The sequence below is a fragment of the Anaerobacillus sp. genome (genome assembly GCF_046314235.1).
In the GTDB taxonomy this organism is placed as follows: domain Bacteria; phylum Bacillota; class Bacilli; order Bacillales; family Anaerobacillaceae; genus Anaerobacillus.
Map to the genome: position 1 here is coordinate 127,291 of NZ_JBKBWN010000003.1, position 24,001 is coordinate 151,291.

Here is a 24,001-nt window from a genome sequence, read left to right on the forward strand (position 1 = left end):
TTTCCATAGAAAACCGACTTGTCTGCAAGCACCATACTTAGAAAAGTCGATCATTGTAATTGATAGGAGAGATCACCACTTGAATACGAAAGACAATGAAGTTGCCAAACAATGGGCAATGAAGCATAAACAATTTTTGTACATGCTAGGTTATACGTTTATAGAGGACGAAATCGTGATTGAAGAACTATTGCGACAAACGATAAAAGCTTTTAAAGACGGGGAAGAATTCAATAAAGAACAGTTTAAGTTAACTTATGTTAAGAAATGCCTTAGCAAAAAGCTGTCCAGCAGTCATACCGATGTCCTTGCAAAAATGCCTGCACCATATCGTCATTGCCTATTTTTAAAATATGTTCTTCAAATGGGTCCTAAAGAAATTGCGCTGTATTTATCAATCTCTGAAAAGCATGTCGAAGAGTATTTGCTTTTAGGGTTAGAAGCTCTAGTTGCTGAGGAAATAGAACTGAAAGGAAGTCAGTTATCCGTTCAAACTTTATTAAATTATCATCAAGGGCTCGTAAGTTTTGCCGAATATAAAGAGATTAATAATTTACTAGTAGAAAACAAGGTTTGTAGTCAAATTCTAGAGAAACTCATCGATGTATTCACAGAACTGCAAAACCTTCGGGATAACTTGAAACCATCCCCCTATTTTTTAGAGGGGAACCGTCCGCTTACAGAGAAACAGATCAAACGAAAGAAATATCGACAACGCTCGTTAACCGCTGTTATGAGTTTCATTTTGGTAATTTCAGTCCTGATTGGATCGATAGGGGTTGATGCTATTCAACATAAATGGAAAGTTTGGACCGCAGAAGCAGTGGGGTATGGTGAACCGGTTTTTATGAGTGCGATTGATCAGGATATAGAAATTATCATTACCCATGTTGCTGCAGATGATAGTCAAACGATTCTTTATTACGAAATACATGATTTAAATACTGAAGCTGTTGATGAAGAAGATGATTATCAGTTTACGATGATGGATAATAAGTTTGAACTTATCGACAAGGAGATATGGGAAGGGCACCACCGTGATTCATACAGCGCGCCAAGACATTTCCAATGGGGACGAATAACTGAATATCCAAATCAAGGACGCCTTATTTTACCGGCACTTAAAAACCAGAGTGAAATTGTGACGGTACGCTTTTATTCTCTTGAACAAGTCAAAAAAGGAATTGATATGTTTTATGGTGGCTATGATTCTGGTGCTATTAAGCACGTTAGAGGTGAATGGGTGATTGAGGTACCGGTTACGAAATATGAACCGATTACGGTTGATATTGATCAAACGGTAGAGGTTATGGGGGAGAATATTTACTTTTCTCATCTAGAACTAGCGCCTACAGGAAGTCTTTTACTTTATAATATTGATGAAAGTACGGAACGGGGAGACTATGATTTATATTCCTCGCATAAAACAGTAGGTTATGAGTATCATGAATTACATTTCTCGCATATTGAGGACAATGAAAAGATTTATTATCCTGATTATTATCTGCACCGGTTTATAGAGGAAGATCAATTAGGAAAATGGAACAGGATGTTTCCATTTGAGTCACTCTATTATGCACAACCAAGCGAGTTAGAAGTTATTTTTGATCGATTGGTAAGTAACTATAGTACTGAGTTGGAGGTTTCGATTAACTACGAGCAATTGCCGATGGAGTTTTCGTTTTTGGATACGATCATTACAATTAAAGAGGTAGAAAAAACGCCGTATGGTGCGATACTTATAAAAATGGAAGAAGAAGTGGATCTCAATCGTAGTTATGACCAATTTCACCTTAGTGTACATCAAAATGAGGACGATTATTATGGAGGCTATGGGCACTCTACAAAAGGGATTTGGATTGATAAACAAGGAAACCAATATCATAGTTATGAAGAAATGATGGACACGGTTGCGCCATATGAACTAAAGTATTTATCTACAGAATTGGATCTCGAAATCTATATTAATGAACAAGAGTGGAATGAGTCGATGTTACCTGAAAAGTTTATTATCCATGGATATTCGAAGACGGAATTTCTTAATGAACGTTTAAAGATTAACCTTAAATAAATGATATGGCTTAAGCTAAAGAAGAGAGGCTTAAGCCTTATTTTTATTTAATAAGTGTGCAAAATTAGGGGATATTGTTACAGAAAAGAAAAACTTGTTCTAAACCGCTTTCTTTTTCTGATTTTGTAGAGTAAAATGAAGTTGTTTGAGATATATAATGTAAAGGGGGATCACTATGACTCCAATAAAGGCGTGTATATTTGATTTAGATGGTGTAATTGTTGACACTGCAAAGTTTCATTACTTAGCATGGCGACGACTTGCCCAAGAATTAGGCTTTGATTTTTCTGAAGAGGATAATGAGAGGTTAAAAGGTGTTAGTCGCATGGACTCACTGAATATCTTGTTAGAGATCGGTGGAGTTGAGTTAGACGATGCTAAGAAAGAAGAATTAGCACAGAAGAAGAATGACTGGTATGTTGAGTTAATCTCAGATATGGATGAAAGTGAAATTTTACCAGGAACGACAGAGTTTTTAACGATGCTTAGAGAAGCAGGGATTAAGATCTCTCTTGGTTCAGCTAGTAAAAATGCGAGAACAATCTTAACAAAGATTGGCTTAATTGAAATGTTTGATGCGATCGTTGATGGAACGCACATTTCAAAAGCAAAGCCAGACCCTGAAGTGTTTCTACTGGGTGCAAAAGAATTGGGTGTTGAACCAAATGAATGTGTTGTTTTTGAAGATGCTTTCGCTGGAGTAGAAGCAGCAATTAATGCAGGAATGTATGTGATTGGGATTGGCTCAAAAGAAACTCTACATAGAGCAAATGATGTTGTCGCTTCCTTAGCAGAAATGACGTTAGACAGGTTAGTCAAATAACTAGCCTTTATTTTAACGGAAAATGCGCAAACGGTTGCCTTAAAAGCAGATTAATAGAAGGGGTAGGAAGAAACTATGAAACAGTATTTAAAACTTGATGAATGGTCAATTATTGAAGAAGGTTTTGATCCAGAAAACCACGAAGTCTCTGAAAGTATTTTTAGTATCGGGAATGGTCATATGGGCCAAAGAGCGAATTTCGAAGAGGATTACACAGGGAAAACTCTTCAAGGAAGCTACATGGCTGGGGTTTACTACCCAGATAAGACTCGTGTTGGTTGGTGGAAAAATGGCTATCCGGAATATTTCGCAAAAGTACTTAATTCAACGAATTGGATTGGTCTAAAGCTAGAAATCGATGGTGAGAACCTTGATTTAGCAACTGTTCCAGTAAGGGAATTTGTTCGTACGTTAAACATGAAAGAAGGCTATTTAGAGAGAGCTTTCGTTGCTACCTTAAATGGTGGGAAAGAAGTAAAAATCAATGCTAAACGTTTTGTGAGTATCGTTGATAAAGAAATCGGTGCAATCCGTTATTCCATTACGCCTATAAACTTCAATGGTGAACTAAAAGTTACCTCGTACCTAGATGCAGACGTGAAGAATAAGGATGCTAACTACGATGAGAAGTTCTGGGATGAAGTATCCAAAGAAGTAACGACTAATCATGCGTCAGTTACAGTTATCACGAAGAAAACTGAATATGTGCTTTGTACTACAATGAAGACAGAGCTAGTTCATGATGGTTTAAAGGTAGCTTTTAACCCTGAAGTGAGTGAGAAAGAAAAGTATGTTGCACATACGTTTGCACATGCCCTAGTTGAAGGAAAAGAAACAGTGATCTACAAGTATGCTGCAAATGTAACGTCAAGAGATCATGATGCTTCTGTTTTATCTAAGGTTGCTATGGATCAACTTCAAGTTGCATTAAGCAAAGGGTTTGAAACAATGTTGGCCCAACAAGCTACAGCTTGGGCAGATAAGTGGAAAGAAAGTGACATTGTCATTGAAGGCGATGTTGCTGCTCAGCAAGGAATTCGTTTTAATATTTTCCAGCTTAACCAAACTTACACTGGTGAAGATGATCGCTTAAATATTGGTCCTAAAGGATTTACAGGTGAAAAGTATGGCGGAAGTACGTATTGGGATACAGAAGCTTATTGCTTACCGTTTTATTTAAGTACGGCTGATCCGAAAATTTCAAGAAACTTACTTGTATACCGTTACAAGCACTTAGAAAAGGCGATTGAAAATGCTGAAAAACTAGGCTTTACTGATGGTGCTGCACTTTACCCAATGGTAACGATGAACGGTGAAGAGTCACACAATGAGTGGGAAATTACTTTCGAAGAAATTCACCGTAATGGTGCGATTGCTTATGGAATTTACAATTATGTAAATTACACTGCAGATAAAGATTATTTAGGTGAGTATGGTTTAGATGTGTTAGTCGGAATTTCAAGATTCTGGGCACAACGTGTCAATTATGTTCCAGCAAAAGATCAATACATGATGTTAGGTGTTACTGGCCCAAATGAGTATGAAAACAACGTTAATAACAACTGGTACACAAACCGTATTGCAGCTTGGACACTTGAGTATACATTATCAGTCATGGATTACCTTCAAGAAACTGATAAAGCACGCTTTGAAGAATTACAAGGTAAACTAAATATCACTTCTGAAGAAACAACTAAATGGGTTGATATTATTGAGAAGATGTACTATCCATATGATGAAGAAATGGGTATCTTCCTACAACAAGATGGGTTCTTAGACAAAGAATTAATAGCAGTGAAGGATTTGGATCAAAAGCATTTACCTTTGAATCAGAATTGGTCTTGGGATCGTATCCTTCGTTCATGCTTTATTAAACAAGCAGATGTTCTTCAAGGAATTTATTTCTTAAATGATGAATTCGATATGGAGACAAAGAAAAAGAATTTTGATTTCTATGAGCCAATGACAGTTCATGAATCGTCGTTATCTCCTTGTGTTCACTCGATTTTAGCTTGTGAATTAGGTTATAAGGACAAAGCTTATGAAATGTATTTAAGAACGGCTCGACTTGATTTAGATAACTACAATAATGACACTGAAGATGGTTGTCATACTACTAGTATGGCTGGAACGTGGATGAGTGTTGTTCAAGGATTTGGCGGCTTCAAGGTAAAGAACGACCAATTAATCCTGAACCCATTTATCCCAGGTGAATGGAAGTCTTTCGCATTTAAAATTGTATTCAGAGGGGCTTTATTAAATATCAAAGTTTCTGCAGATCAAATTACAATTACAAATGAGACAGAAGTAGCGACACCTGTCATTATCCATGGAACAAAATATACAGTGGATGGCAATGATACGTTAGCAATTCAGTACTAAGTAAACATTAGGCAAAGTATACTCTTGCAAAACATAAAAAGAAGCAGTTGACAATCGTCGACTGCTTCTTTTAAATGAAAGAACGTTTTTGAGCAAAAAAACTTTCTAGAAGATGTCGCTGGTTTTCCTTGAACGAGCCTCTGAAATTCGTTAGAGTGTTACAGCGAAGAGAAGGGGAAGACAGCGACCTTTCATTGAATTTGGTGGGGGCATGGTTTTCGCCCACATGTCGGTTTTAATGAAATATAGTTTTTGTTGTTGATGAAAAAACGGTATTAAGTAGTTAAGAGAACATTAGAAGGAAAGCTTAACTAATTAACTCAGGAGTCTCTTCTTCTAAGTAATAATCTGGTTTTGTTGCGCCTCTTAGCATAAGTTCGTGCAATAGAAGCTTATACTCATAAATTGTAATGTGATTATTTAAGTAAGATAAAGTGGCGAAATCTAGCAGCTGGTTGACATTTACCGGCTTAACATTTTTAACTGAAATATACCTTTCAATAAGCATTTTTACGATCATAGCCGTTCCCCCTAACAATACTCTTATATTTAGATTTATCTTAGCATGGAAACAACGGTTTTGATTTGTTTAGAATTTTTTAACTTCAGACATTTATTTACAAAAAATGATCAGTTATTACAAATACAAACTGTAGTTACTGTTAGGGATTCGGGGATCTACACAAAATATGAAAGGTTTATGAGAATTTTGAAGTTTTTTCTTTATAAATTATATTCTATTAATACAATGTAAATGTACTTAGTTACGAGAGATATGAGATATTGCTACCTAACAACAGGTTTGTTAACGATACCTCGTTTTTCCAATTCTTTCATCTCTATTTCTGTTACATCCTTAAATGATCTAAATGTATAGCCGTTTTTTTTATAATAGTCGATGACATCAGGGAGAATTTTTACAGTTGCTTTGTTTTGAGCAATATCGTGAAATAACGCAACGACGAACTTGTTATTTTCAGAGCCACTAATTACTTGTTTTAGCATTTGGTCGGGAGATTTCGAAATTGGGCTAGCGTCTCCTGAGATTACATTCCAATCAACATAACTATAGCCACGTCCTCTTAGGTCTGCACTTATGTTTGGCATATAGTCCTTACCTCCGTACTTTATAGAGGTTTGATTTGAAGATCCACCTGGAAATCTAACGATCGAGGGTGCTTGAAAACCTAAAATTGATTTATAAACTTCTTCTACTTTATTGAGATCTTCATAAAACGAATCAAAAGTGGAATAAATCGAATATTTATGAGAATATGAATGTGGTAATATCATATGTCCACTATCATATGTTCGCTTTACGATGTCGGGATATTGCTCCATCATGTTTCCAATCGTAAAAAAAGTGGCAGGTACTTCTTTTTTCTTTAAAATGTCTAAAATTTCATTCGTAAGGGGGGAAGGGCCATCATCAAACGTTAAAAAAACCTTTTTTTCAGGTTCTTTGTTGGAACTGGACTTGCTTAGTTCTGCTTTCAGTTTGCGAATTTTTTCTTTTAATTGTTTGATTTCTTGATTTTCGTTGTTATCTTCGGTTAGCTCAGGAGTTAATTGTTCGACATTTTCCACTTCGTTCATGGATTGAATTTTGAGTTGTTCCTCAAGTGAAGCTAACCTTTCGTTCGCTTGTTTTAGTTGTAATGCGGATTGATTTACTCCGATGGAATAAGCCGTGAATATGAAAATGGCTGATAAGAATAGGAAGCTGATATACGATTTTTTTCCCATGCGTTCACGCCCCCTTCAAATTTGTGTTTGTTTTTCCTAGTTGACTTTCTTTATTGTGGACGTTTTTTTGGAATAAATGTTTTAAATTTGATAGCAAAAATTGGAGGTTTTTTATATGGAATGGCCGATGATTTTACTAATAATTATTGGAATATTTTTATTTATTAAAGTGATAAGTAAGCTTGTTAGAATTATTATTGGAGTTGCGATATTGGCAATGATCGCTTACTTCTTTTTATCGATGGACTTAGGGATGATTTTGCTTAACTAATTTGGCATTATGATTGATTATATTGGAGGGATACATATGTCTTTACAGCAATTTTTAGAAGAACAAAATCATACTATCGCAAAATTATACCGAGAGTATGCAGAAGCTAGCTGGAATACGTCCACAACGGGCGATGAAAAGTGGCAACAAACGACTGTTGAGCGTGGTGTAGCGATAAAATCTTATTTCAGTAATAGTGAACTATATACGACTGTTAAAGAGTACTTAGCCTTGGAAAATTTAGACCCATTACATAAGCGTCAGCTTCAGTTACTATTGTCGAACTTAGTAGAAAACCAACTTCCTGAAGATGTGTTACGAAGGATGGTCGAGCTTTCCACTGAACTGAATAGTACGTTTAATTTGTTTCGTGCAGAAATAAACGGTGAAAAGGTATCAGAAAATGAAATTCGCCAAATTTTAATCAGTAGCAATGATCTTGAGAAAAGAAAAGAAGCATGGGAAGCGAGTAAGCAAATTGGCAGCGTTGTTGCTAAAAAGGTAGTAGCCCTTGTAAAAATGCGGAATGAAGCTGCTAAGCAGTTTGGTTTTGATAATCATCATGATATGGCGTTTCAATTAAACGAATTAGATCGTGATCAAATCTTTTCAATGTTTAAGTCTTTAAAGGAACAATCAGATTCTGCTTTCAAAAAAGTAAAAGCAGAAATGGATGAAGAGCTTGCTGAACGGTTTGGTATCGCAGTTGCTGAACTTCGTCCGTGGCATTACGGTGATCCTTTCTTCCAAGAAGCTCCTCCGTCAAAAGACCTTAATTTGGATCAGTATTTTGAAGGGAGGGATATTGAAGCAATTACCGTTCGCACGTTTGAAGCAATGGGACTAGAGATAACAGATCTCCTTGAAAAGAGTGATTTATATCCACGCGATAAAAAAAATCAGCATGCATTTATGTCGAATATTAATCGTGAAGGCGATATCCGAGTGTTATGTAACATCAATGATTCGGAATATTGGATGACGACAATGCTCCATGAGTATGGTCATGCTGTTTATGACAAATATGTAGATCCCAATCTCCCTTTCATGCTTAGAAACTACGCTCATATTTTGAGCACAGAAGGAATTGCGATGTTTTTTGGGCGGATGTCTAAATATCCAGAATGGCTACAAAAATTCGTTGGGATTGAAGAAAAGGAAATTGCAGAATTAACTCCGAAACTTGCGAAAATGCTTCAAAGACAAATGCTAATTTCTGCTCGTTGGATTATGACTTTTGTATTTTTTGAGAGGGAACTTTATGAAAATCCTGACCAGGATCTGAACTCTCTTTGGTGGAAGATCGTTCAAGAGGTTCAGTTCGTAAATCCTCCAGAAAATCGAAACGAGCCGGATTGGGCAGCAAAAATACATTTTACAATTGCGCCTGTGTATTATCAGAACTATTTGCTAGGAGAACTTACAGCGTCTCAGTTACAACAATTTATCGAAACAAATGTCTCAGAACAATTGTATACACCTGAAGTAGGGAGTTTTCTAAAGGAACAGTTCTTCTTTCATGGTGCTCGTTTTCATTGGAATGATAAAATTGAGAAAGTAACTGGTGAAAAATTAAATCCTAAGCATTTTGTTAAGCAATTTATGTAATTAATCCAATAGTTTCTAACGACGGGGGAGTGGAAAAAATGAAAATTATTGATACACATTGTGACGCCTTATTAAAGCTTTGGGAAGATAGAAGTCGTTCTTTTACGAATAGTAGCGACATTGAAACAAATTTTGAGCGCTTATCACAAGGTGGTGTAGCTGCACAGCTATTTGCAATTTTTATTGAACCCGAGCTTCCTTCTGATGAGAAGTATCAAGTTGCTTTGGAGCAAATTGATCTTTTTCATACTGAGGTTATTGGTCGTCATGAGCGCATGAAGAAAATTGAGAATTGGTCTGATTTTCGATTGTTAAACGAGGACGAGATTGGCGCTATGTTAACATTAGAAGGTGCAGATGCTTTTGGAAATGATTTAAACAAACTCAAAAATCTCTATAACTTAGGTGTAAAATCGATCGGGTTAACGTGGAACAACGCTAATTTAGTAGCTGATGGTGTTGGTGAAAGTCGTGGTGCCGGATTATCAGACTTTGGAATAGAAGTTGTTAAACTAAATAATGAACATCAAGTTCTAACTGACGTTTCGCATTTAAGTGTAAAAGGATTTTGGGATGTCATGGATTTAGCAGACTATCCTATCGCCACACATTCAAATTCGATTACCTTATGTGGACACCGAAGAAATCTGTCCGACGATCAAGCGAGGGCGATGTTTAAGAAAAATGGATTAGTCGGGATCGTTTTTAACCCACCGTTTCTTACTGAAACAGGTACTGCTTCGATTAAGGACATCGTCCGTCATATTGAACATTTTTGTGCCCTTGGTGGCGAGAAGCATATTTGCTTAGGCTCTGATTTCGATGGGATTGCACAGTTTGTAAAGGATTTAGAAGATGCTTCTAAATACCAACTACTGATTAATGAACTCCTAAAGTATTATACTGAAGAACAAGTAGCGGGATTTGCTTATAACAACTTCTTAAATTTTATTCCAAAAGACTAGTTGCCACTCTGTGAATTTATCGCAAATACACATTTCCATTGCTATTAACTATGCTATAATAATTTTAAAAGAAAGTTATATGCAAGGTGGTGTGTGTGATGTCTTTACGTTTTGAAAACTGGTTTAAAGCAATCAAACTTCGTCGTTCGAGAAGAACTTATGTTTCTAAACAAATTGAATTAGAAGTTAGTAGTTCATTACAAAATGTGATTAGCGAGTTAAATGAACGTTATGAAGAAGTGAGATTAGTTTATATAGAGAAATCACCAGAAGAAGTTTTCGTAGGCGCTGTTGGGCCTTATGGCAAAATTACAGGGGCTGTCGCCTATTTTGCTTTAGTACTAAATGAAGATAGCAATTTCAGCTTTGAAAAGGCTGGTTTTATCGGTCAGGCAATCGTTTTAGAAGCTGCTACGCACGGTCTTTCTACCTGTTGGGTTGGTGGCCATTTTAATAAGGGAATTGCATGCAAACAAGTTAACTTGGACAACAATGAAAAGGTCGTAGCGGTTATTCCGGTTGGTTATGCAAGAAAAAATCTTAGCTTAACCGAAAAGATGATGAACCAAGTCGGAGACTACCATAAACGTAAGTCGGTTACGGAAATTGTCGATGGGTTACCAGAAGAACAGTGGCCCGAGTGGCTTCGTTCAGTTATATCTGCAGCAAGCCTTTCACCTTCGGCCTACAATCGTCAATCTGTACAATTTATTATTGGGGAAGATGAGTCGATTACTATAAAAATAGCTAATCCAAATGAAGAGACGAATGTTCCAAAAGGGATAGACAGAGGAATTGCCATGTTACATATTGAAGTTGCTACAAAACACCATAACATTAATGGGAATTGGCAATTTAATCATGAGGATAACGTAGTAATCTTTCGAAAATTGGGCCAATAAATTCCTTTTTACTCATATTATGGTAAAATTAGCTAGGATATATTTAGAGATAGGCTGTAGACATGATAATCTACAGTCTTTTTTGTAGAAAAAACTAGGATAGGATTTTTAATCAACTTCCTTACCGAGAGTCGCTGATTGCCTTAAATAAACAGAAAAAGGAGTGAGTTTGATGGAAAACAAAATTGCCCGGTTATTATTTGTGATTGGGATAATAACCATCTTTTGCGGAGGGATGTTCGGCCTTGTACTCATGATCGACGATATTTCAGGGCTAATGTTCTTTATCAGTGCGGTTGTTAGTGGTGTGTTTGTCATAGGTTTTTCTGAAGTTATTAAACTATTAGATGAAATTAATAGAAAGCTCGATCGCTAGTATCATGAGAACAATAAGTTTTAAGTCTATATACTTTTATAAAATGAAGCGGTGATAAGATACACTTCTTTTTTTAACTGAACTTCATTCCATAGCAGCTGTGGGAATAAAAAATTCGAATTTAATAAGTAAGTTTCTTCGTATTTTTCTGCTAATAGGACAATCAAGGTCATTACTTTTTCAACCTGGCTTGGCATAGAAATGAACGATGTAAGGGGAGATTCTTTAAGGTCTTCTAATAGTTGAAAGAATAATTGTTTTTCTTCTTTAGAAGCTTTCTTTTTGAAGTACCCCCAAGTATGCTCTAGCGTATTAACAATCGCTTTTTTTGTATATGGTAATTTCCGCATCAAAACGAGTTTTTCGTAGATGGCATAGTAATCATCACTATTGTCTGCGTTCTTAAACATCTTTTTTATACAGCTGTAGTTTTCGTAGCCCTTGGCCATAATATCATATTTGTTTCTTGACCAAAGCTTCTCGGTTGCTATTTTAATCTTTTTCATATAATTGACTCCTAAGGGAAATAATGATGGAGACTTTCCTTATATATTATAACGCAATATTAAAGTGAATAGTATTTTTACATAGGCAATGGAGGCTAAGATGGCAGAGTTCGTTAAACCGAAAGTAGTTGTGAGCAAGTGTTTAGAGTTTCAGGAATGTCGCTATGATGGAGAAATTATTCGTGACCAAACGGTACATAATTTAATGCCTTATGTTCAGTTTATTCCTGTATGTCCAGAAGTGGAAATCGGATTAGGGGTTCCAAGAGATGTCATTCGGATTATTGACAATAGTGGAAGTGACCAGCTTTATCAACCGGCCAAAAAGTTAGATTTAACAAAGCAAATGAATGAATTCTCTGAACAGTTTTTAGCCGAGGTTGGTGAAATTGATGGCTTCATTTTAAAAAATCGTTCGCCAAGCTGTGGAATAAATGACGTCAAGGTGTATGGAGGAGCAGAAAAATCACCTGTCGTTCGCTCGAGTAGTGGTTTATTTGGTTCGAAAGTCCAGCAACGTTTTGCTCAATTAGCAATCGAAGATGAGGGGCGTTTAAAGAATTTTACGATTCGTGAGCACTTCTTTACGAAATTGTTTACGATCGCTTCTTTTCGAAAGTTAAAAAAAGAAGGGCTACTTGCTGATCTTGTTGAATTTCATGCTAGAAATAAATACTTGTTTATGGCGTATCAACCAACAATCTTAAAAAAATTAGGGAACATTGTTGGCAATCATGAGAAAAAAACGCTACAAGAGATCTTTGAATGCTATGAAAAAGAGCTTTATAAATTATTGAGTAAGCTTCCGAAATACACTTCAAATATTAGTGTTAGTCAGCATTTGTTTGGCTTTTTCTCGAAAGATTTGTCGGTGAAGGAAAAAGATTTTTTTATTTCGATGATCGACAAATACAAAAAAAAGAAAGTGCCGTTAAGTAGTGTTGCTAGTCTTTTGAAATCTTGGGCGCTTCGCTTTGACAACGAATATTTACTAAAACAAACCTACTTTGAACCCTACCCAGAACGACTAATTGAAATTAGCGATTCAGGGAAAGGCCGAGATTATCGATAAATGGGTTGAATGTCAGTTCACCACAACTTTACTAAAGTTAATCGGGAATACCGATCTCTTTATAGTAAAGTTGTGACAGCTGACATTTTTTTGTTTATGTAAGGTTATCGTTCTGAATAGATTCCTCAGCTTTTTCTCATGCTCATAACAGACTATATGTTCCTCTTCGTGGTAAAATAAAATTATCATTGATAATTATTTAAGGGGGCTTACAATTTGAAGTTTATACATACAGCTGACTGGCATTTAGGCAAGCTAGTTCATGGGATTCACATGACAGAAGATCAAAAGCACATGTTGCAGCAGTTTATTAAAGTAGTAGCCGAAGAAAAACCAGACGCAGTCATTATAGCTGGTGATTTATACGACCGCTCTGTCCCTCCTACAGCGGCAGTTGAAGTTCTCCATGACGTTTTGTATACGATTACAACAGAGCTTAATATACCGGTATTAGCTATTTCCGGAAATCACGATAGTGCTGAAAGAATTCATTTTGGCAATCAGCTATTTCGAAAAAGTAACCTATACATTGAAGGGAAACCTATAAATACAACGACACCAGTTCACATCAATGGGGTTAATTTTTATTTAATGCCCTATGCAGAACCTGGAACAATCCGTTATTTATTAGATGACCATACGATTTTTACTCATGAAGATGCGATGAGAAGAATGGTCGATAAAATTGAACAATCGCTAAATACGAATGAAGCAAATGTCATGATTGGACATGCTTTTGTCGCGGGTGGCATGCAATCTGATTCAGAGCGCAGTTTGTCTGTAGGTGGCTCTGAGATCGTTAGTGCTGATGTTTTCTCACCATTTAACTATACGGCACTGGGGCATCTTCATAGTCCCAATGCGATCACACATCCTACTGTATACTACTCAGGATCATTAATGAAATATTCATTTTCAGAAGCAAAGCAAAAGAAATCGGTTTCTATCGTGGAAATAGATGAGAAAGGCACTGCAACTGTTACATATAAGAGTCTAACTCCGAAATTTGACATGCGCATCATTGAAGGCCATTTAGAGGAATTGTTAGATATAAACTATTATCAATCTCAACAAGTTGAAGACTACTTGAAAATCTCGCTCCATGATGAAGGGGCGCTTATTGATCCAATTGGAAAGCTTCGTGCAGTCTATCCAAACGTTCTCCATCTAGAACGATTAGTAGAACAACGAGATGCAAAGAAAAATAAATTGTTTCAAATTGAAGCAAGCAATCAAAAAGGGAGCTTGGAGTTATTCACCGATTTTTATCAAGAAATGACAACAAATAACTTCACAGATGAAAAACAAGAAGTTCTGACTAAGATTATTGAAACAGTTGAGGGAAATAAGGGGGTGGCCTGCAAATGAAGCCTTTAAAATTAACAATGCAAGCTTTCGGTCCTTATGCGACAAAGCAGGAAGTTGATTTTACAAAATTAGGAGAAAAAGCAATGTTTGTTGTTTCAGGACCAACAGGTGCTGGTAAAACGACAATCTTCGATGGCATCAGCTTTGCAATCTATGGTAAAGCAAGTGGCGACGATCGAAGTGGCTTTGACCTACGCAGCCAATTTACACAAGATGATACGATCACAGAAGTTTCTCTTACCTTTGAATTAAGGGGGAAACGTTACTTGATAACAAGAAGCCCGCAGCAAGAAAAGAAAAAAGCACGTGGCGAAGGAACGACAACAATTGGAGCGAAGGCTGAACTGTATGAACTCGGAGAAAATGAATGCCTTCTTGCAGCTAATGTGAGAGAAGTTGATGAAAAAATTCAAGAAATCATGAAGATTGATTGTCATCAATTTCGCCAAATTATGATGATCCCCCAAGGGGAGTTTCGTAAACTATTAGTTTCTGATAGTAAGGACAAAGAAAAAATCTTACAAAAGCTGTTTCATACTGAACACTATAAAAGCATTGAAGAAAAGCTAAAAGAGAAGGCGGCAAACTTAAGAAAGGAAGTTGAACGAAGTATTCTTGAGCGCAGTAACTTTATTAGCCGGATTCAAACTGATGGAAATGAGAGGCTAGAAACACTATTAGCCGAGGATTATGTTAACGTAATAGAACTTTTAAAAGAATTAAAAAATGTCGTGAAAGAGGATGAAGTGACATTAAAGAACTTTGCAACGACCATTGAAACAAAAGGCGAACAACGGCAACAGATTGAAAAAGAAATCCATCATGGAAATGCTATATTAGCGCAACTGGATACAAAGGAAAAATTAGCTGCGCAAAAAGAGCAGCTAGAAGCACAGCAACCAATGATTGAGCAACTCATCAAAGCGATTGATCTAGCTCAAAAAGCAAACACCGCTCACCAGTACGAAGAACGTAGTAGTGAAGTAGCTAAAGAAGTTGTAACAAAGGCTCAAGAGTTAACTAATGCTAAGGCGCTTATCGCTAAGTTAACAACTGTTTTGAAAGAGCAACAAGTACGTCTCCTAGCGGAGGAAGGAAGAACAACTGAAAGAGAAGCGGTACAAAAAGAAATTAGTCGCTTACAGCTTATGGAAAAGGATGTTCTTTCATTCTCTAATCTCGAAAAAGTAGTAAATCAGCTAAGTACAGCATTAGACAACATTAAATTAACAAAAACAAATCTTGAAAAGCAGTACGCTGCTATTGAAGTTAATCTCGAACGATTAGCTAAAGAAAAAGAAGTGATAAACGAAGCAAAGCTTAATAAAGCTGAAGCGGTAGTAAAGCTTTCTACAGAAGAGCGAATGTTAGAGCGGGTTACGGAGTTACTGAAAAATAAAAAGCAATTAATCTCCTTTGAAAAACAATTTTCTGCAACAGAAGATGACAGGGAAGATATAGAAGATGCTTTAAATGAAAAAAATGAACAGTTAGAACTGTTATTAGAGTCATGGAATAAAGGGCAAGCTGGTTTGTTAGCACAAAATTTATTAAATAATTGCTCATGTCCGGTTTGCGGATCTTTAGATCATCCAAACAAAGCTGTTATCCATGAAAATATGCCAACAGATGAGCAGCTAAAAGCTACCCAAAAAGAAGTAAAAACATTAGAAAAAGAAAAAGCTAAAGTTGATGCGCTTTATTTTGAAGCAAAATCGAAATTTGAAACACAAATGGATCAAGTGATCAAATTAGCAGATGATGTAGGACTGAATATCCCACATCAACTACGATCATTTGCGTTAGAAGATTTAGAGGAACATTATCAGCTTCGTTGTAAAGAACTAAAAGCCGAGCTAAATGAACTTCAAGAAAAAACAGAAAAAGCAACAGGAATAGAAAGCGAAATTAGTGATTGTACGAAGGAACTTCATAACGTAAAACATCGTCTAGAAACGTGTAAGGATGAACACGAAAAACTTTATACTAACTTCATCGAAAAACGCCGAGATCTTGCTCGCTTAACTGAATCATTACCAGTGGACTTACGGAGTGAACAGGCATTTCGTAAACAAATGTTCAATGTACAAGAACAGTTCAAACAGTTAGAAAGAGCGTTACAAGATGCTCAAAAAGCTGTAACAAACACAAACCAAGAGATTGCTGTTATAGAAGGCTCGATGTCATCACTCCAAAAGGTTGTTACCGAATTAACAGAACGGCAAAAAGAGTTACGACAACTATTTTTAGATAAATTACAGGAACTTGGGTTTGCCTCTGTTGAAGAATATAGTAAAGTAAAATTACCCGAGATGGAAATTCGCAAAAAAGAAGCGAATGTTCAAGCTTACCGCGAAGAACTTAGATCGATTACTGATCGTTATCTCGATTTAGAGTCAAGCTTAAAAGATATTGAGAAACCAGATCTAGAAAGTCTAAATGAAAAGTTAACAGAAATAAATGCTGAAATTGCTGGATTGCAAGAACGGCGAAATATCCTTTACCATAAGGCACAAACAAATAGGAATATCGCCGAAACAATCGAAACAATTAATAAACAAATGGCCTCAGTCGAAGCTGAGTATAAAACCGTAGGCGAATTAGCAGATATCGCATCTGGGAAAAATACGTACAGAGTAACGTTTGAGCGCTTTGTTTTAGCTGCATTTTTAGATGATATTTTATTAGCAGCTAATGCTAGACTCAATAAAATGACAAATGGTCGTTATCAGCTACAAAGAAAAACAGAACGTTCGAAAGGAAATGCGCAAAGTGGTTTAGAATTGCTAGCTTTCGATCAATATACTGGCGGCTCACGTCATGTAAAAACATTATCAGGAGGTGAGAGCTTTAAAGCCTCGCTTTCATTAGCACTAGGCCTTGCTGATATTGTTCAAAGTTTTTCTGGCGGTGTCTCAATGGAAACGATGTTCATTGATGAAGGTTTCGGTACATTAGATCCAGAATCTCTAGAAAATGCCATTGATACATTAATTGACATTCAAAGTACGGGAAGACTAGTGGGAATTATTTCTCACGTGCCTGAACTAAAAGAACGAATTGATGCCCGCTTCGAAGTAGCGGCGACACAAGCTGGAAGTGTTGTTTCCTATTTTGGCGATACGGCTTCGGTTTAACATGGAAAAGAAAGGCTTGTGAGTAAGGCACAAGCCTTTCTAGATTCTTAAACCTAGATGAGATGAAAATCCTATAAATTTATTGAATGATAATGGAAAGTGACTGGAGTCAGAATAAATCTGGAGTCTCTGAGCATTGTTTGAGATTATGAAGGGAACAATTGCTATAATAAACTAACTAAAACGAATGAAAGGATGGTAATATGCCTATTGAGAAAGCAACGTTTGCAGGTGGCTGTTTTTGGTGTATGGTGAAACCGTTTCACGAGCAGGAAGGGATTATTGATGTCGTTGTCGGTTACACAGGCGGACATACAGTGAATCCAACATATAAAGAAGTTTGTCAGGAAAATACTGGTCATTATGAGGCAGTAGAAATTACCTTTAATTCTGATGTCTATCCATATGAAAAGTTACTACAGCTGTTTTGGCAACAAATTGACCCTACTGACCCTGGTGGACAGTTTGGCGACAGAGGCCAATCCTATCAAACAGCTATTTTTTACCATAGTGAAGAGCAAAAAGAACAAGCTGAACGATCAAAGCAAGAACTAGCTGAAAGCGGTCGTTTTTCAAAGCCAATCGTCACACCAATTATTCCAGCCAGTACTTTTTACATCGGTGAAGAATACCACCAAGACTACTATAAGAAAAATCCAACTCATTATTCGTTATATAGTGTTGGATCTGGGCGTGTTGGATTTATAAATACACATTGGAAGAAGGGTGAAAACGATGAGTGAAGATCTAAAAAAAAGATTAACGTCGATCCAGTATGAGGTAACCCAACGGAATGGTACAGAACCACCTTTTAAAAATGAATACTGGGATAAAAAAGACGACGGGATTTATGTAGACATCATCTCTGGAGAACCTTTGTTTTCCTCAACAGACAAGTTCGATTCTGGATGTGGCTGGCCGAGTTTCACTAAAGCAATTGCTGACGACCTAATTGTCGAAAAAGCAGACGTAAGTCATTTTATGATTCGTACAGAAGTACGAACGAAGAAATCAGATTCCCATTTAGGTCATGTATTCAATGATGGTCCGCCACCAACGCACTTGCGTTATTGTATTAATTCCGCAAGCCTACAGTTTATCCCTAAAGAAAAATTAGTTGAAGCGGGTTATGGAGAATATTTAGACTTATTTACCAACTAAAATTAATTAAAAACGGGTTAGGTTTTCGAGTGCATTTATAAACTAGACAAACTTTATTGTGCTTACGAAAGCTTATGTTGAATAAGAAATACTAAAAACCACCAAACTCACTTTCTGCACTGTACGATACCGCCAATTGAATAACCACCTAAGAGGGACGATCATTCAGTGATCGTCCCTCTTAGGTGACCAATACTGCGTAAGCAAACACTTTTATTTATGAGTTTATAAAAGAGGTATTAAGGCAGTAAAACTATAAGTTAAAAATATTTTGTTTATAGAAGAGGGAATTGACAAATGATAACCGTATTCCAATATCCAAATTGAAATCCATTTAAATATTCTTATTTGCAGTGATTTCACAGGTCAACGGCAGATATAACCTTAGCTCAAATATATTTAGCACAAATAAGGAGTTGGACAGATGGAGTTTTTATTTGATTTTTTGATGCGAATTCTCGTGCAGTTTCAATCCCCGACACTTGGGTTTCTTATAGGCGGTATGGTGATTGCGGCCCTTGGCAGCAATCTGAAAATACCTAATGCGATTTACCAATTTATTGTTTTCATGCTTTTGATGAAAATTGGGATCCAGGGCGGTATCGAAATTCGTGGTGCCGACCTGAGCGCCATGTTCCTACCCGCTGTATCAACTGTTATCATTGGTATAATAATCGTACTATTAGGAAGTTTTGTTTTTTCTTTTTTGCCAAGTATTAAACGAGAAGACGGTATTGCTACTGCCGGAATATTTGGCGCGGTGAGCGCCTCGACACTGGCAGCGGCTATGGTCCTTCTTGAAGAAGATGCAATTGTTTATGAAGCCTGGGTTCCGGCGCTTTATCCGTTTATGGACATTCCAGCTCTCATTTTAGCTATTGTTCTAGCCAACATTCATCTAAAAAAACAAAATGAAGGTAAAGACAGTAAAGTTGATGTGTGGGGAATTGTCAAAGAAAGTCTGCGCGGCTCTGCTTTATCCGCCCTTATTCTTGGTTTGGTCCTTGGCTTGCTCACTAAATCGGAAAGTGTACTGGAAAGTTTTTATGAGCCGCTTTTCCGCGGGTTTTTGTCCGTGTTGTTGCTAGTCATGGGAATGGAGGCTTATTCACGTCTCAATGAGCTACGAAGAGTTGCGTACTTGTTTGCAGTTTATGCTTTTATTGCGCCCATTTTACATGGATTAATGGCGTTCGGCCTGGGATATATTGCTCATGCGACTGTCGGTTTTAGCCCAGGTGGTGTAATCCTGCTATCGGTGATCTCGGCTTCAAGCTCTGATATATCTGGCCCACCAACATTGAGAGCAGCCATTCCTTCCGCCAATCCGTCGGCTTATATTGGTGCCTCTACTAGCGTGGGAACGCCCGTTTCAATAGCAGTTTGCATCCCACTCTTTATTGCTCTTGCAAAAGTGGTTTTTAATCTATAGGAAAGGAGAATACTAGTTATGACTCTTTATAAGGCAGAAAAAGTGGTGATTATCACAGAGAAATTAATTTTAAAAGGTGTATGCGAAATTATTGAAGCTTGCGGCGGGAGCGGATATACCATTGTCGCGGCAGGAGGTAAAGGCAGCCGTAATGTGCGCTCGACCTCAGACCGTGCCTTGGTGATTGAAGATTTTGCGAATGTTAAAATTGAGGTCATTGTGAAAGACAAAACAATGGCTGAAACCATCATGGTTCAGGTTGCAGGGAAATATTTTGAAAATTATTCTGGTATAACCTATGTCGAGGATGTCGAAATCCTCCGCCCTAAGAAGTTTAACAATAATTAAGTTTACAATATTTTACAAATGGTTACTGATTATGGATAACCACCATTTGATCGATTGTCGTAACAAAATACCTTTTGTAATGGTGTCCTTGCTAACCTACGGAATAAGCTTAGAGCTTTTTAATCATTTTATAGAATCCGCTCAACGGAATAATTGTAACTACTGCTCGGCAGTTGAAAGCTCCGAGCTTTTTTGCGTGAAAACACAGGCGTCATTGCTCCTTGGATTCCTTAGCTTGGTAAATGGCTTTCTTTCTTCGGTTAATTGGTTTAATTATTCAGCGTTTTTCTTTATGTAAAACAGCTTCGTTTTATTATCTTTTACAAAAACTAATCAAACTTTGGAATTTCTAAATAAATATTAAGATAGACCAAAGCCAAAAGACTAAATCCCATAAAAAAAAGAAATATGAAACCAGCTATAACCTCATGCTTTCCTAACCAATTTAACATTTTTTTCATCGTAATCACCCAATAGTTATCATCCTTCTCAATCGATAATCTTATTCACCCTCAACAATAATTTTGGGGAAACCTTTCAGAAACATAGTTACATTGCTATTACTTTATCGATGATTTTCGCTGGATTTCCTTGAACAAGCCTCTAAAATTCGTTAGAATTTTACAGCGAAGAGAAAGGAAATCCAACGACTGTTTATGAGAGTCGTGTGTTGTTACTAGAATTGTTATGTTGTATCGCTAACTTAAACTATTGTGAAACACAACCGTTGGCGCTATGATCTATTATAGAAGGGAAGGGATCGCTTTTGATAGTAATAGAACCATTAGGAGATTGTGGCTTGCTAGTTCAATTCGGTGAAAAGGTTAATGAAGATGTTCAGATGAAAGTTACAGCATTTTCAAAACGATTAGCTATGACACAAATTGCAGGATTTGTTGATTATATTCCAGCATATACAACCGTCACTATAATTTATAATCCGCTCTATTTCTCGAAAAGTAGAGAAATGTCCCCTTTTGATAGTTGTAAAGAAACTGTAGACAAGCTACTGAAAACAACGGTGTTTAAAAATATAGAAAAGAAAAATTCTCTAATTACTATTCCGATTTGTTACGGAGGTCAGTATGGGCCAGACTTAATAACAGTCGCAAAGGAGCATTCCTTGAGTGAAGAAGCAGTAATTAAGATACATAGCGAAGCAGAATATACTGTGTCAATGATCGGCTTTGCCCCTGGTTTTCCCTACTTAAATGGCTTAAATGAGCAAATTGCAACACCGAGGCTTGCTACACCTAGAAAAGAGGTAGCAAAAGGATCTGTAGGAATTGCAGGAACTCAAACGGGTATCTATTCTATTTCTTCACCAGGTGGTTGGCAAATCATTGGTAGGACGCCTGTCAGTCTTTTCGATCATCAAAAGACTGAACCGAGCTTGTTACAGCAAGGCGATCGTGTTCGTTTTAATTGTATATCAGAAGCGCAATTTGATTTATGGGAAGTGAAAGAAGATGAGTATCGTCGTTAATCAGGGTGGTGTAATGACAACAATTCAAGATTTAGGTCGATATTCCTATCAACGATATGGAGTCGTTGTAGGTGGAGCAATGGATAGTTTCTCCCATAAACTTGCTAACCTAATCGTTGGTAATAATTTAAACGAGGCAACGTTAGAAATTACGTTAGTAGGTCCAGAGCTCTATATCATCGAAGACACACTTTTTTCGATTTGTGGTGCTTCTTTTCAAGCAAAGATTAATGATGTACGCGTGCCAATGGGAAGACCGATCTTTGTAAAACGAGGAACAACATTAAAGATTGGTCGTTGTCTAAATGGTTGTCGCGCTTATATTGCTTTTCAAGGTGGAATTGATACTCCATTTGTACTAAACAGTCGTTCAACTTATGAGCGTGGAAAGTTTGGTGGGCTTTGCGGGGAGCGCCTTAAAAAAGGAGATATTATTCCGTTGAAAGAGCAAGTGCAGAAAAAAAACTTTCTTAATGTTCATCATGATTTTTATTCTACGACTCGTTGGTTTGTAAATCCCTATCGAACTAGTAAGGAGATTAGAGTTACTGAGGGGAGGCAACGATGTCTTTTTACTGAAGAAGCAATACAAAGCTTTTTTACGACAAAATATCAAATCACCGTAAATTCAGATCGAATGGGCTATCGTTTAAAAGGGGAAGCTTTGCAATTAAAGCAAAAGGTAGAATTAATCTCAGAGGCAACAGTCTTTGGGACTGTGCAAGTTCCCCCAGATGGGCAACCGATCGTTTTGATGGCTGACCGACAAACGACTGGTGGTTATCCGAAAATAGCGAATGTGATCAGCGTAGATTTACCTATGTTAGCTCAGTTGAAGCCAGGAGACGAAGTCCATTTTAAAGAGGTTTCTTTAAAAGAAGCACAAAAACTATATGTAGAACAAGAATTGGATTTAAAAAAGCTTGCTTTTATATTAAAAGATAAGGAGAGAAGCGATGAGAAAGATAGATTTAAACTGTGATTTAGGTGAAAGCTTTGGGATTTATCAAATCGGGCGTGACAACGAAATTTTAAACTACATTACCTCAGCAAATATTGCTTGTGGCTTTCACGCGGGGGACCCAAATGTAATGCAACGAACAGTAGCTGTTGCCATGGAGAAAAATGTCCAGATCGGTGCTCACCCGGGCTTTCAAGATATCGCAGGTTTTGGGAGGCGGCAAATTGAGATAAGTCCTAATGAAGCTTATAATCTTGTCATTTATCAAATTGGTGCACTAAAAGCTTTTGTAGAGGTTGAAGGTGGTAAATTGCATCATGTTAAGCCGCATGGAGCCTTGTATAATATGGCTGCTAGTAATTCAATCCTCGCCGAAGCGATTGCGAAAGCGGTCAGGGACGTTGATCAAAGCTTGATTTTATATGGGCTAGCCGATAGTGAGCTCACAAAGGCTGGGGAAACCTACGGACTTCAAGTATTTCATGAAGTGTTTGCGGACCGGACGTATCAAGCAGATGGGATGCTGACACCTAGATCAGCTAGCCATGCAATAATCACTGATGAAAATGAAGCTCTGAACCAGATATTAATGATGATCAACGAGGGAACTGTTAAGTCGGTCGAAGGGACCCATGTGCCAATAAAAGCTGATACTGTTTGTATTCACGGAGATAATGACCATGCCTTAGCTTTTGCGGTGAAATTACACAAGGCTCTAGGCTTGTAGCTGAAAGCTGTTGATAAAATAACGAAGAATGTTGAGGTTCCCTAATTACTAAACAACAATGTGCCGATTAAAGAGTGATAACGACTTTATTTATTACTTGTCACAATTGAGTTTCTAATGTCCCATTGTCATAATCAATATTTAAAGTACATAAGATTTTCTATACTATCCTTTGCAGGGAGTAGATAATTCTAATTCACATGAAGACAAATCTAACGAAAATGGAGTGTTGTTATTCATGGCAAAAAGGAAGCGTATTAGAAAAACAATTCGTATGGTTTTAAGAGAAGCAAAAAAAGAAAGAGACTTAAAAGAACATATGCAACATTTAAGAACAGATAGGCAAAAAGACAATATCGAGTAAATATAAACGCTAAATACCACAAAAGCCTGCGTCCCAAGGGGATGCAGGCTTTAACTTACTATGTAATGAATTCCCGCTCTGACGTAGCTCCTCGTGTCTCAAAACCCGCTAATAGCAGGTGGGTACTCTCAGTCAATTTTTCAACGTCCAATTCGCTTACTTGGCTTGTTGTCCAATTGGCAATTTGAATTCCCGTAAACAATGCATCGGTTTGAGACATCTTAAGCCCACGTTCATCGCAGGATGTGTTTGTTTTTCTTATATTTGTATAATAATATATTCTGTTTAATGAAGC

Annotated in this window: 22 protein-coding genes and 1 other RNA gene; 19 read left to right on the forward strand and 4 right to left on the reverse strand. The window is 37.0% G+C overall.

Translation table 11 applies throughout. The features are described from left to right. The first annotated feature begins 79 nt into the window (after positions 1 to 79). The 3 genes from ACK4M9_RS04740 to ACK4M9_RS04750 all read left to right on the forward strand — a co-directional run bounded on the left by ACK4M9_RS04740 (position 80) and on the right by ACK4M9_RS04750 (position 5,276). Positions 80 to 2,071: a sigma factor-like helix-turn-helix DNA-binding protein gene (locus ACK4M9_RS04740; protein ID WP_409848449.1), complete on the forward strand. Its 1,992-nt coding sequence runs from the start codon at positions 80 to 82 to the stop codon at positions 2,069 to 2,071. Between the two features lie 175 nt (positions 2,072 to 2,246). Next, positions 2,247 to 2,894 (forward strand): beta-phosphoglucomutase, encoded by a 648-nt coding sequence (gene pgmB / locus ACK4M9_RS04745; RefSeq protein ID WP_409848450.1) that lies wholly within the window; start codon positions 2,247 to 2,249, stop codon positions 2,892 to 2,894. Between the two features lie 75 nt (positions 2,895 to 2,969). After that, positions 2,970 to 5,276, forward strand: a complete 2,307-nt coding sequence (locus ACK4M9_RS04750) for a glycoside hydrolase family 65 protein (protein WP_409848451.1) — start codon at positions 2,970 to 2,972, stop codon at positions 5,274 to 5,276. A 307-nt stretch (positions 5,277 to 5,583) separates the two neighbouring features. Here the strand turns inward: ACK4M9_RS04750 and yppF are convergent, their stop codons facing one another. Beyond that, complete coding sequence (gene yppF / locus ACK4M9_RS04755; protein WP_409848452.1) at positions 5,584 to 5,796, reverse strand: YppF family protein; 213 nt, start codon at positions 5,794 to 5,796, stop codon at positions 5,584 to 5,586. Positions 5,797 to 6,062: 266 nt separating this feature from the next. Next, positions 6,063 to 7,022, reverse strand: coding sequence for a polysaccharide deacetylase family protein (locus tag ACK4M9_RS04760; protein ID WP_409848453.1), 960 nt, complete (start codon positions 7,020 to 7,022; stop codon positions 6,063 to 6,065). A gap of 115 nt (positions 7,023 to 7,137) precedes the next feature. On the opposite strand from ACK4M9_RS04760, the gene ACK4M9_RS04765 reads away from it, so the two are divergent. The 5 genes from ACK4M9_RS04765 to ACK4M9_RS04785 all read left to right on the forward strand — a co-directional run bounded on the left by ACK4M9_RS04765 (position 7,138) and on the right by ACK4M9_RS04785 (position 11,144). Beyond that, positions 7,138 to 7,293, forward strand: a complete 156-nt coding sequence (locus tag ACK4M9_RS04765; protein WP_409848454.1) for a hypothetical protein — start codon at positions 7,138 to 7,140, stop codon at positions 7,291 to 7,293. A 36-nt stretch (positions 7,294 to 7,329) separates the two neighbouring features. Continuing rightward, positions 7,330 to 8,901 (forward strand): M2 family metallopeptidase, encoded by a 1,572-nt coding sequence (locus ACK4M9_RS04770; protein ID WP_409848455.1) that lies wholly within the window; start codon positions 7,330 to 7,332, stop codon positions 8,899 to 8,901. Between the two features lie 38 nt (positions 8,902 to 8,939). Beyond that, complete coding sequence (locus ACK4M9_RS04775) at positions 8,940 to 9,866, forward strand: dipeptidase (RefSeq protein ID WP_409848456.1); 927 nt, start codon at positions 8,940 to 8,942, stop codon at positions 9,864 to 9,866. A 98-nt stretch (positions 9,867 to 9,964) separates the two neighbouring features. After that, positions 9,965 to 10,768, forward strand: coding sequence for a nitroreductase family protein (locus ACK4M9_RS04780; protein ID WP_409848457.1), 804 nt, complete (start codon positions 9,965 to 9,967; stop codon positions 10,766 to 10,768). 169 nt (positions 10,769 to 10,937) lie between these two features. Next, positions 10,938 to 11,144, forward strand: coding sequence for a hypothetical protein (locus ACK4M9_RS04785; protein ID WP_409848458.1), 207 nt, complete (start codon positions 10,938 to 10,940; stop codon positions 11,142 to 11,144). 26 nt (positions 11,145 to 11,170) lie between these two features. Here ACK4M9_RS04785 and ACK4M9_RS04790 read toward each other — a convergent pair whose 3' ends face one another. Then, a complete protein-coding gene (locus ACK4M9_RS04790) occupies positions 11,171 to 11,650 on the reverse strand; it encodes a DUF1722 domain-containing protein (RefSeq protein ID WP_409848459.1) in 480 nt (159 codons plus the stop codon). Positions 11,651 to 11,750: 100 nt separating this feature from the next. On the opposite strand from ACK4M9_RS04790, the gene ACK4M9_RS04795 reads away from it, so the two are divergent. The 11 genes from ACK4M9_RS04795 (at position 11,751) to ACK4M9_RS04845 (ending at position 23,706) form a co-directional block, all read left to right on the forward strand. Next, entirely contained in the window at positions 11,751 to 12,722 is a 972-nt protein-coding gene (locus ACK4M9_RS04795) for a YbgA family protein (protein WP_409848460.1), read from the forward strand. 216 nt (positions 12,723 to 12,938) lie between these two features. Further along, a complete protein-coding gene (locus ACK4M9_RS04800) occupies positions 12,939 to 14,090 on the forward strand; it encodes an exonuclease SbcCD subunit D (RefSeq protein WP_409848461.1) in 1,152 nt (383 codons plus the stop codon). After that, positions 14,087 to 17,227 carry an AAA family ATPase gene (locus ACK4M9_RS04805; protein WP_409848462.1) on the forward strand — a complete coding sequence of 1,047 codons (3,141 nt, stop codon included), beginning with the start codon at positions 14,087 to 14,089 and terminating at the stop codon, positions 17,225 to 17,227. The genes ACK4M9_RS04800 and ACK4M9_RS04805 overlap by 4 nt, the downstream gene beginning before the upstream one ends. Positions 17,228 to 17,430: 203 nt before the next feature. Beyond that, entirely contained in the window at positions 17,431 to 17,970 is a 540-nt protein-coding gene (gene msrA, locus ACK4M9_RS04810) for a peptide-methionine (S)-S-oxide reductase MsrA (protein ID WP_409848463.1), read from the forward strand. Further along, the gene (gene msrB, locus ACK4M9_RS04815; protein ID WP_409848464.1) at positions 17,963 to 18,388 is read left to right on the forward strand and encodes a peptide-methionine (R)-S-oxide reductase MsrB; all 426 of its coding nucleotides are present in this window, start codon (positions 17,963 to 17,965) and stop codon (positions 18,386 to 18,388) included. Before msrA ends, msrB begins: the two co-directional genes overlap by 8 nt. Before the next feature lie 424 nt (positions 18,389 to 18,812). Further along, complete coding sequence (locus ACK4M9_RS04820; RefSeq protein ID WP_409848465.1) at positions 18,813 to 19,820, forward strand: sodium-dependent bicarbonate transport family permease; 1,008 nt, start codon at positions 18,813 to 18,815, stop codon at positions 19,818 to 19,820. Between the two features lie 18 nt (positions 19,821 to 19,838). Then, positions 19,839 to 20,168 (forward strand): P-II family nitrogen regulator, encoded by a 330-nt coding sequence (locus tag ACK4M9_RS04825; RefSeq protein WP_409848466.1) that lies wholly within the window; start codon positions 19,839 to 19,841, stop codon positions 20,166 to 20,168. A 766-nt stretch (positions 20,169 to 20,934) separates the two neighbouring features. After that, on the forward strand, positions 20,935 to 21,654 hold the full coding sequence (gene pxpB / locus ACK4M9_RS04830) for a 5-oxoprolinase subunit PxpB (RefSeq protein WP_409848467.1): 720 nt from the start codon (positions 20,935 to 20,937) through the stop codon (positions 21,652 to 21,654). Then, positions 21,638 to 22,636: a 5-oxoprolinase subunit C family protein gene (locus ACK4M9_RS04835; protein WP_409848468.1), complete on the forward strand. Its 999-nt coding sequence runs from the start codon at positions 21,638 to 21,640 to the stop codon at positions 22,634 to 22,636. Before pxpB ends, ACK4M9_RS04835 begins: the two co-directional genes overlap by 17 nt. Then, positions 22,611 to 23,342 (forward strand): 5-oxoprolinase subunit PxpA, encoded by a 732-nt coding sequence (locus tag ACK4M9_RS04840; RefSeq protein ID WP_409848469.1) that lies wholly within the window; start codon positions 22,611 to 22,613, stop codon positions 23,340 to 23,342. The genes ACK4M9_RS04835 and ACK4M9_RS04840 overlap by 26 nt, the downstream gene beginning before the upstream one ends. A gap of 238 nt (positions 23,343 to 23,580) precedes the next feature. Then, positions 23,581 to 23,706, forward strand: a complete 126-nt coding sequence (locus ACK4M9_RS04845; RefSeq protein WP_409848470.1) for a hypothetical protein — start codon at positions 23,581 to 23,583, stop codon at positions 23,704 to 23,706. Positions 23,707 to 23,772: 66 nt separating this feature from the next. On the opposite strand, the gene ssrS is transcribed toward ACK4M9_RS04845, so the two are convergent. After that, positions 23,773 to 23,954: non-coding RNA, 6S RNA (gene ssrS / locus ACK4M9_RS04850), on the reverse strand. Positions 23,955 to 24,001 lie beyond the last annotated feature (47 nt).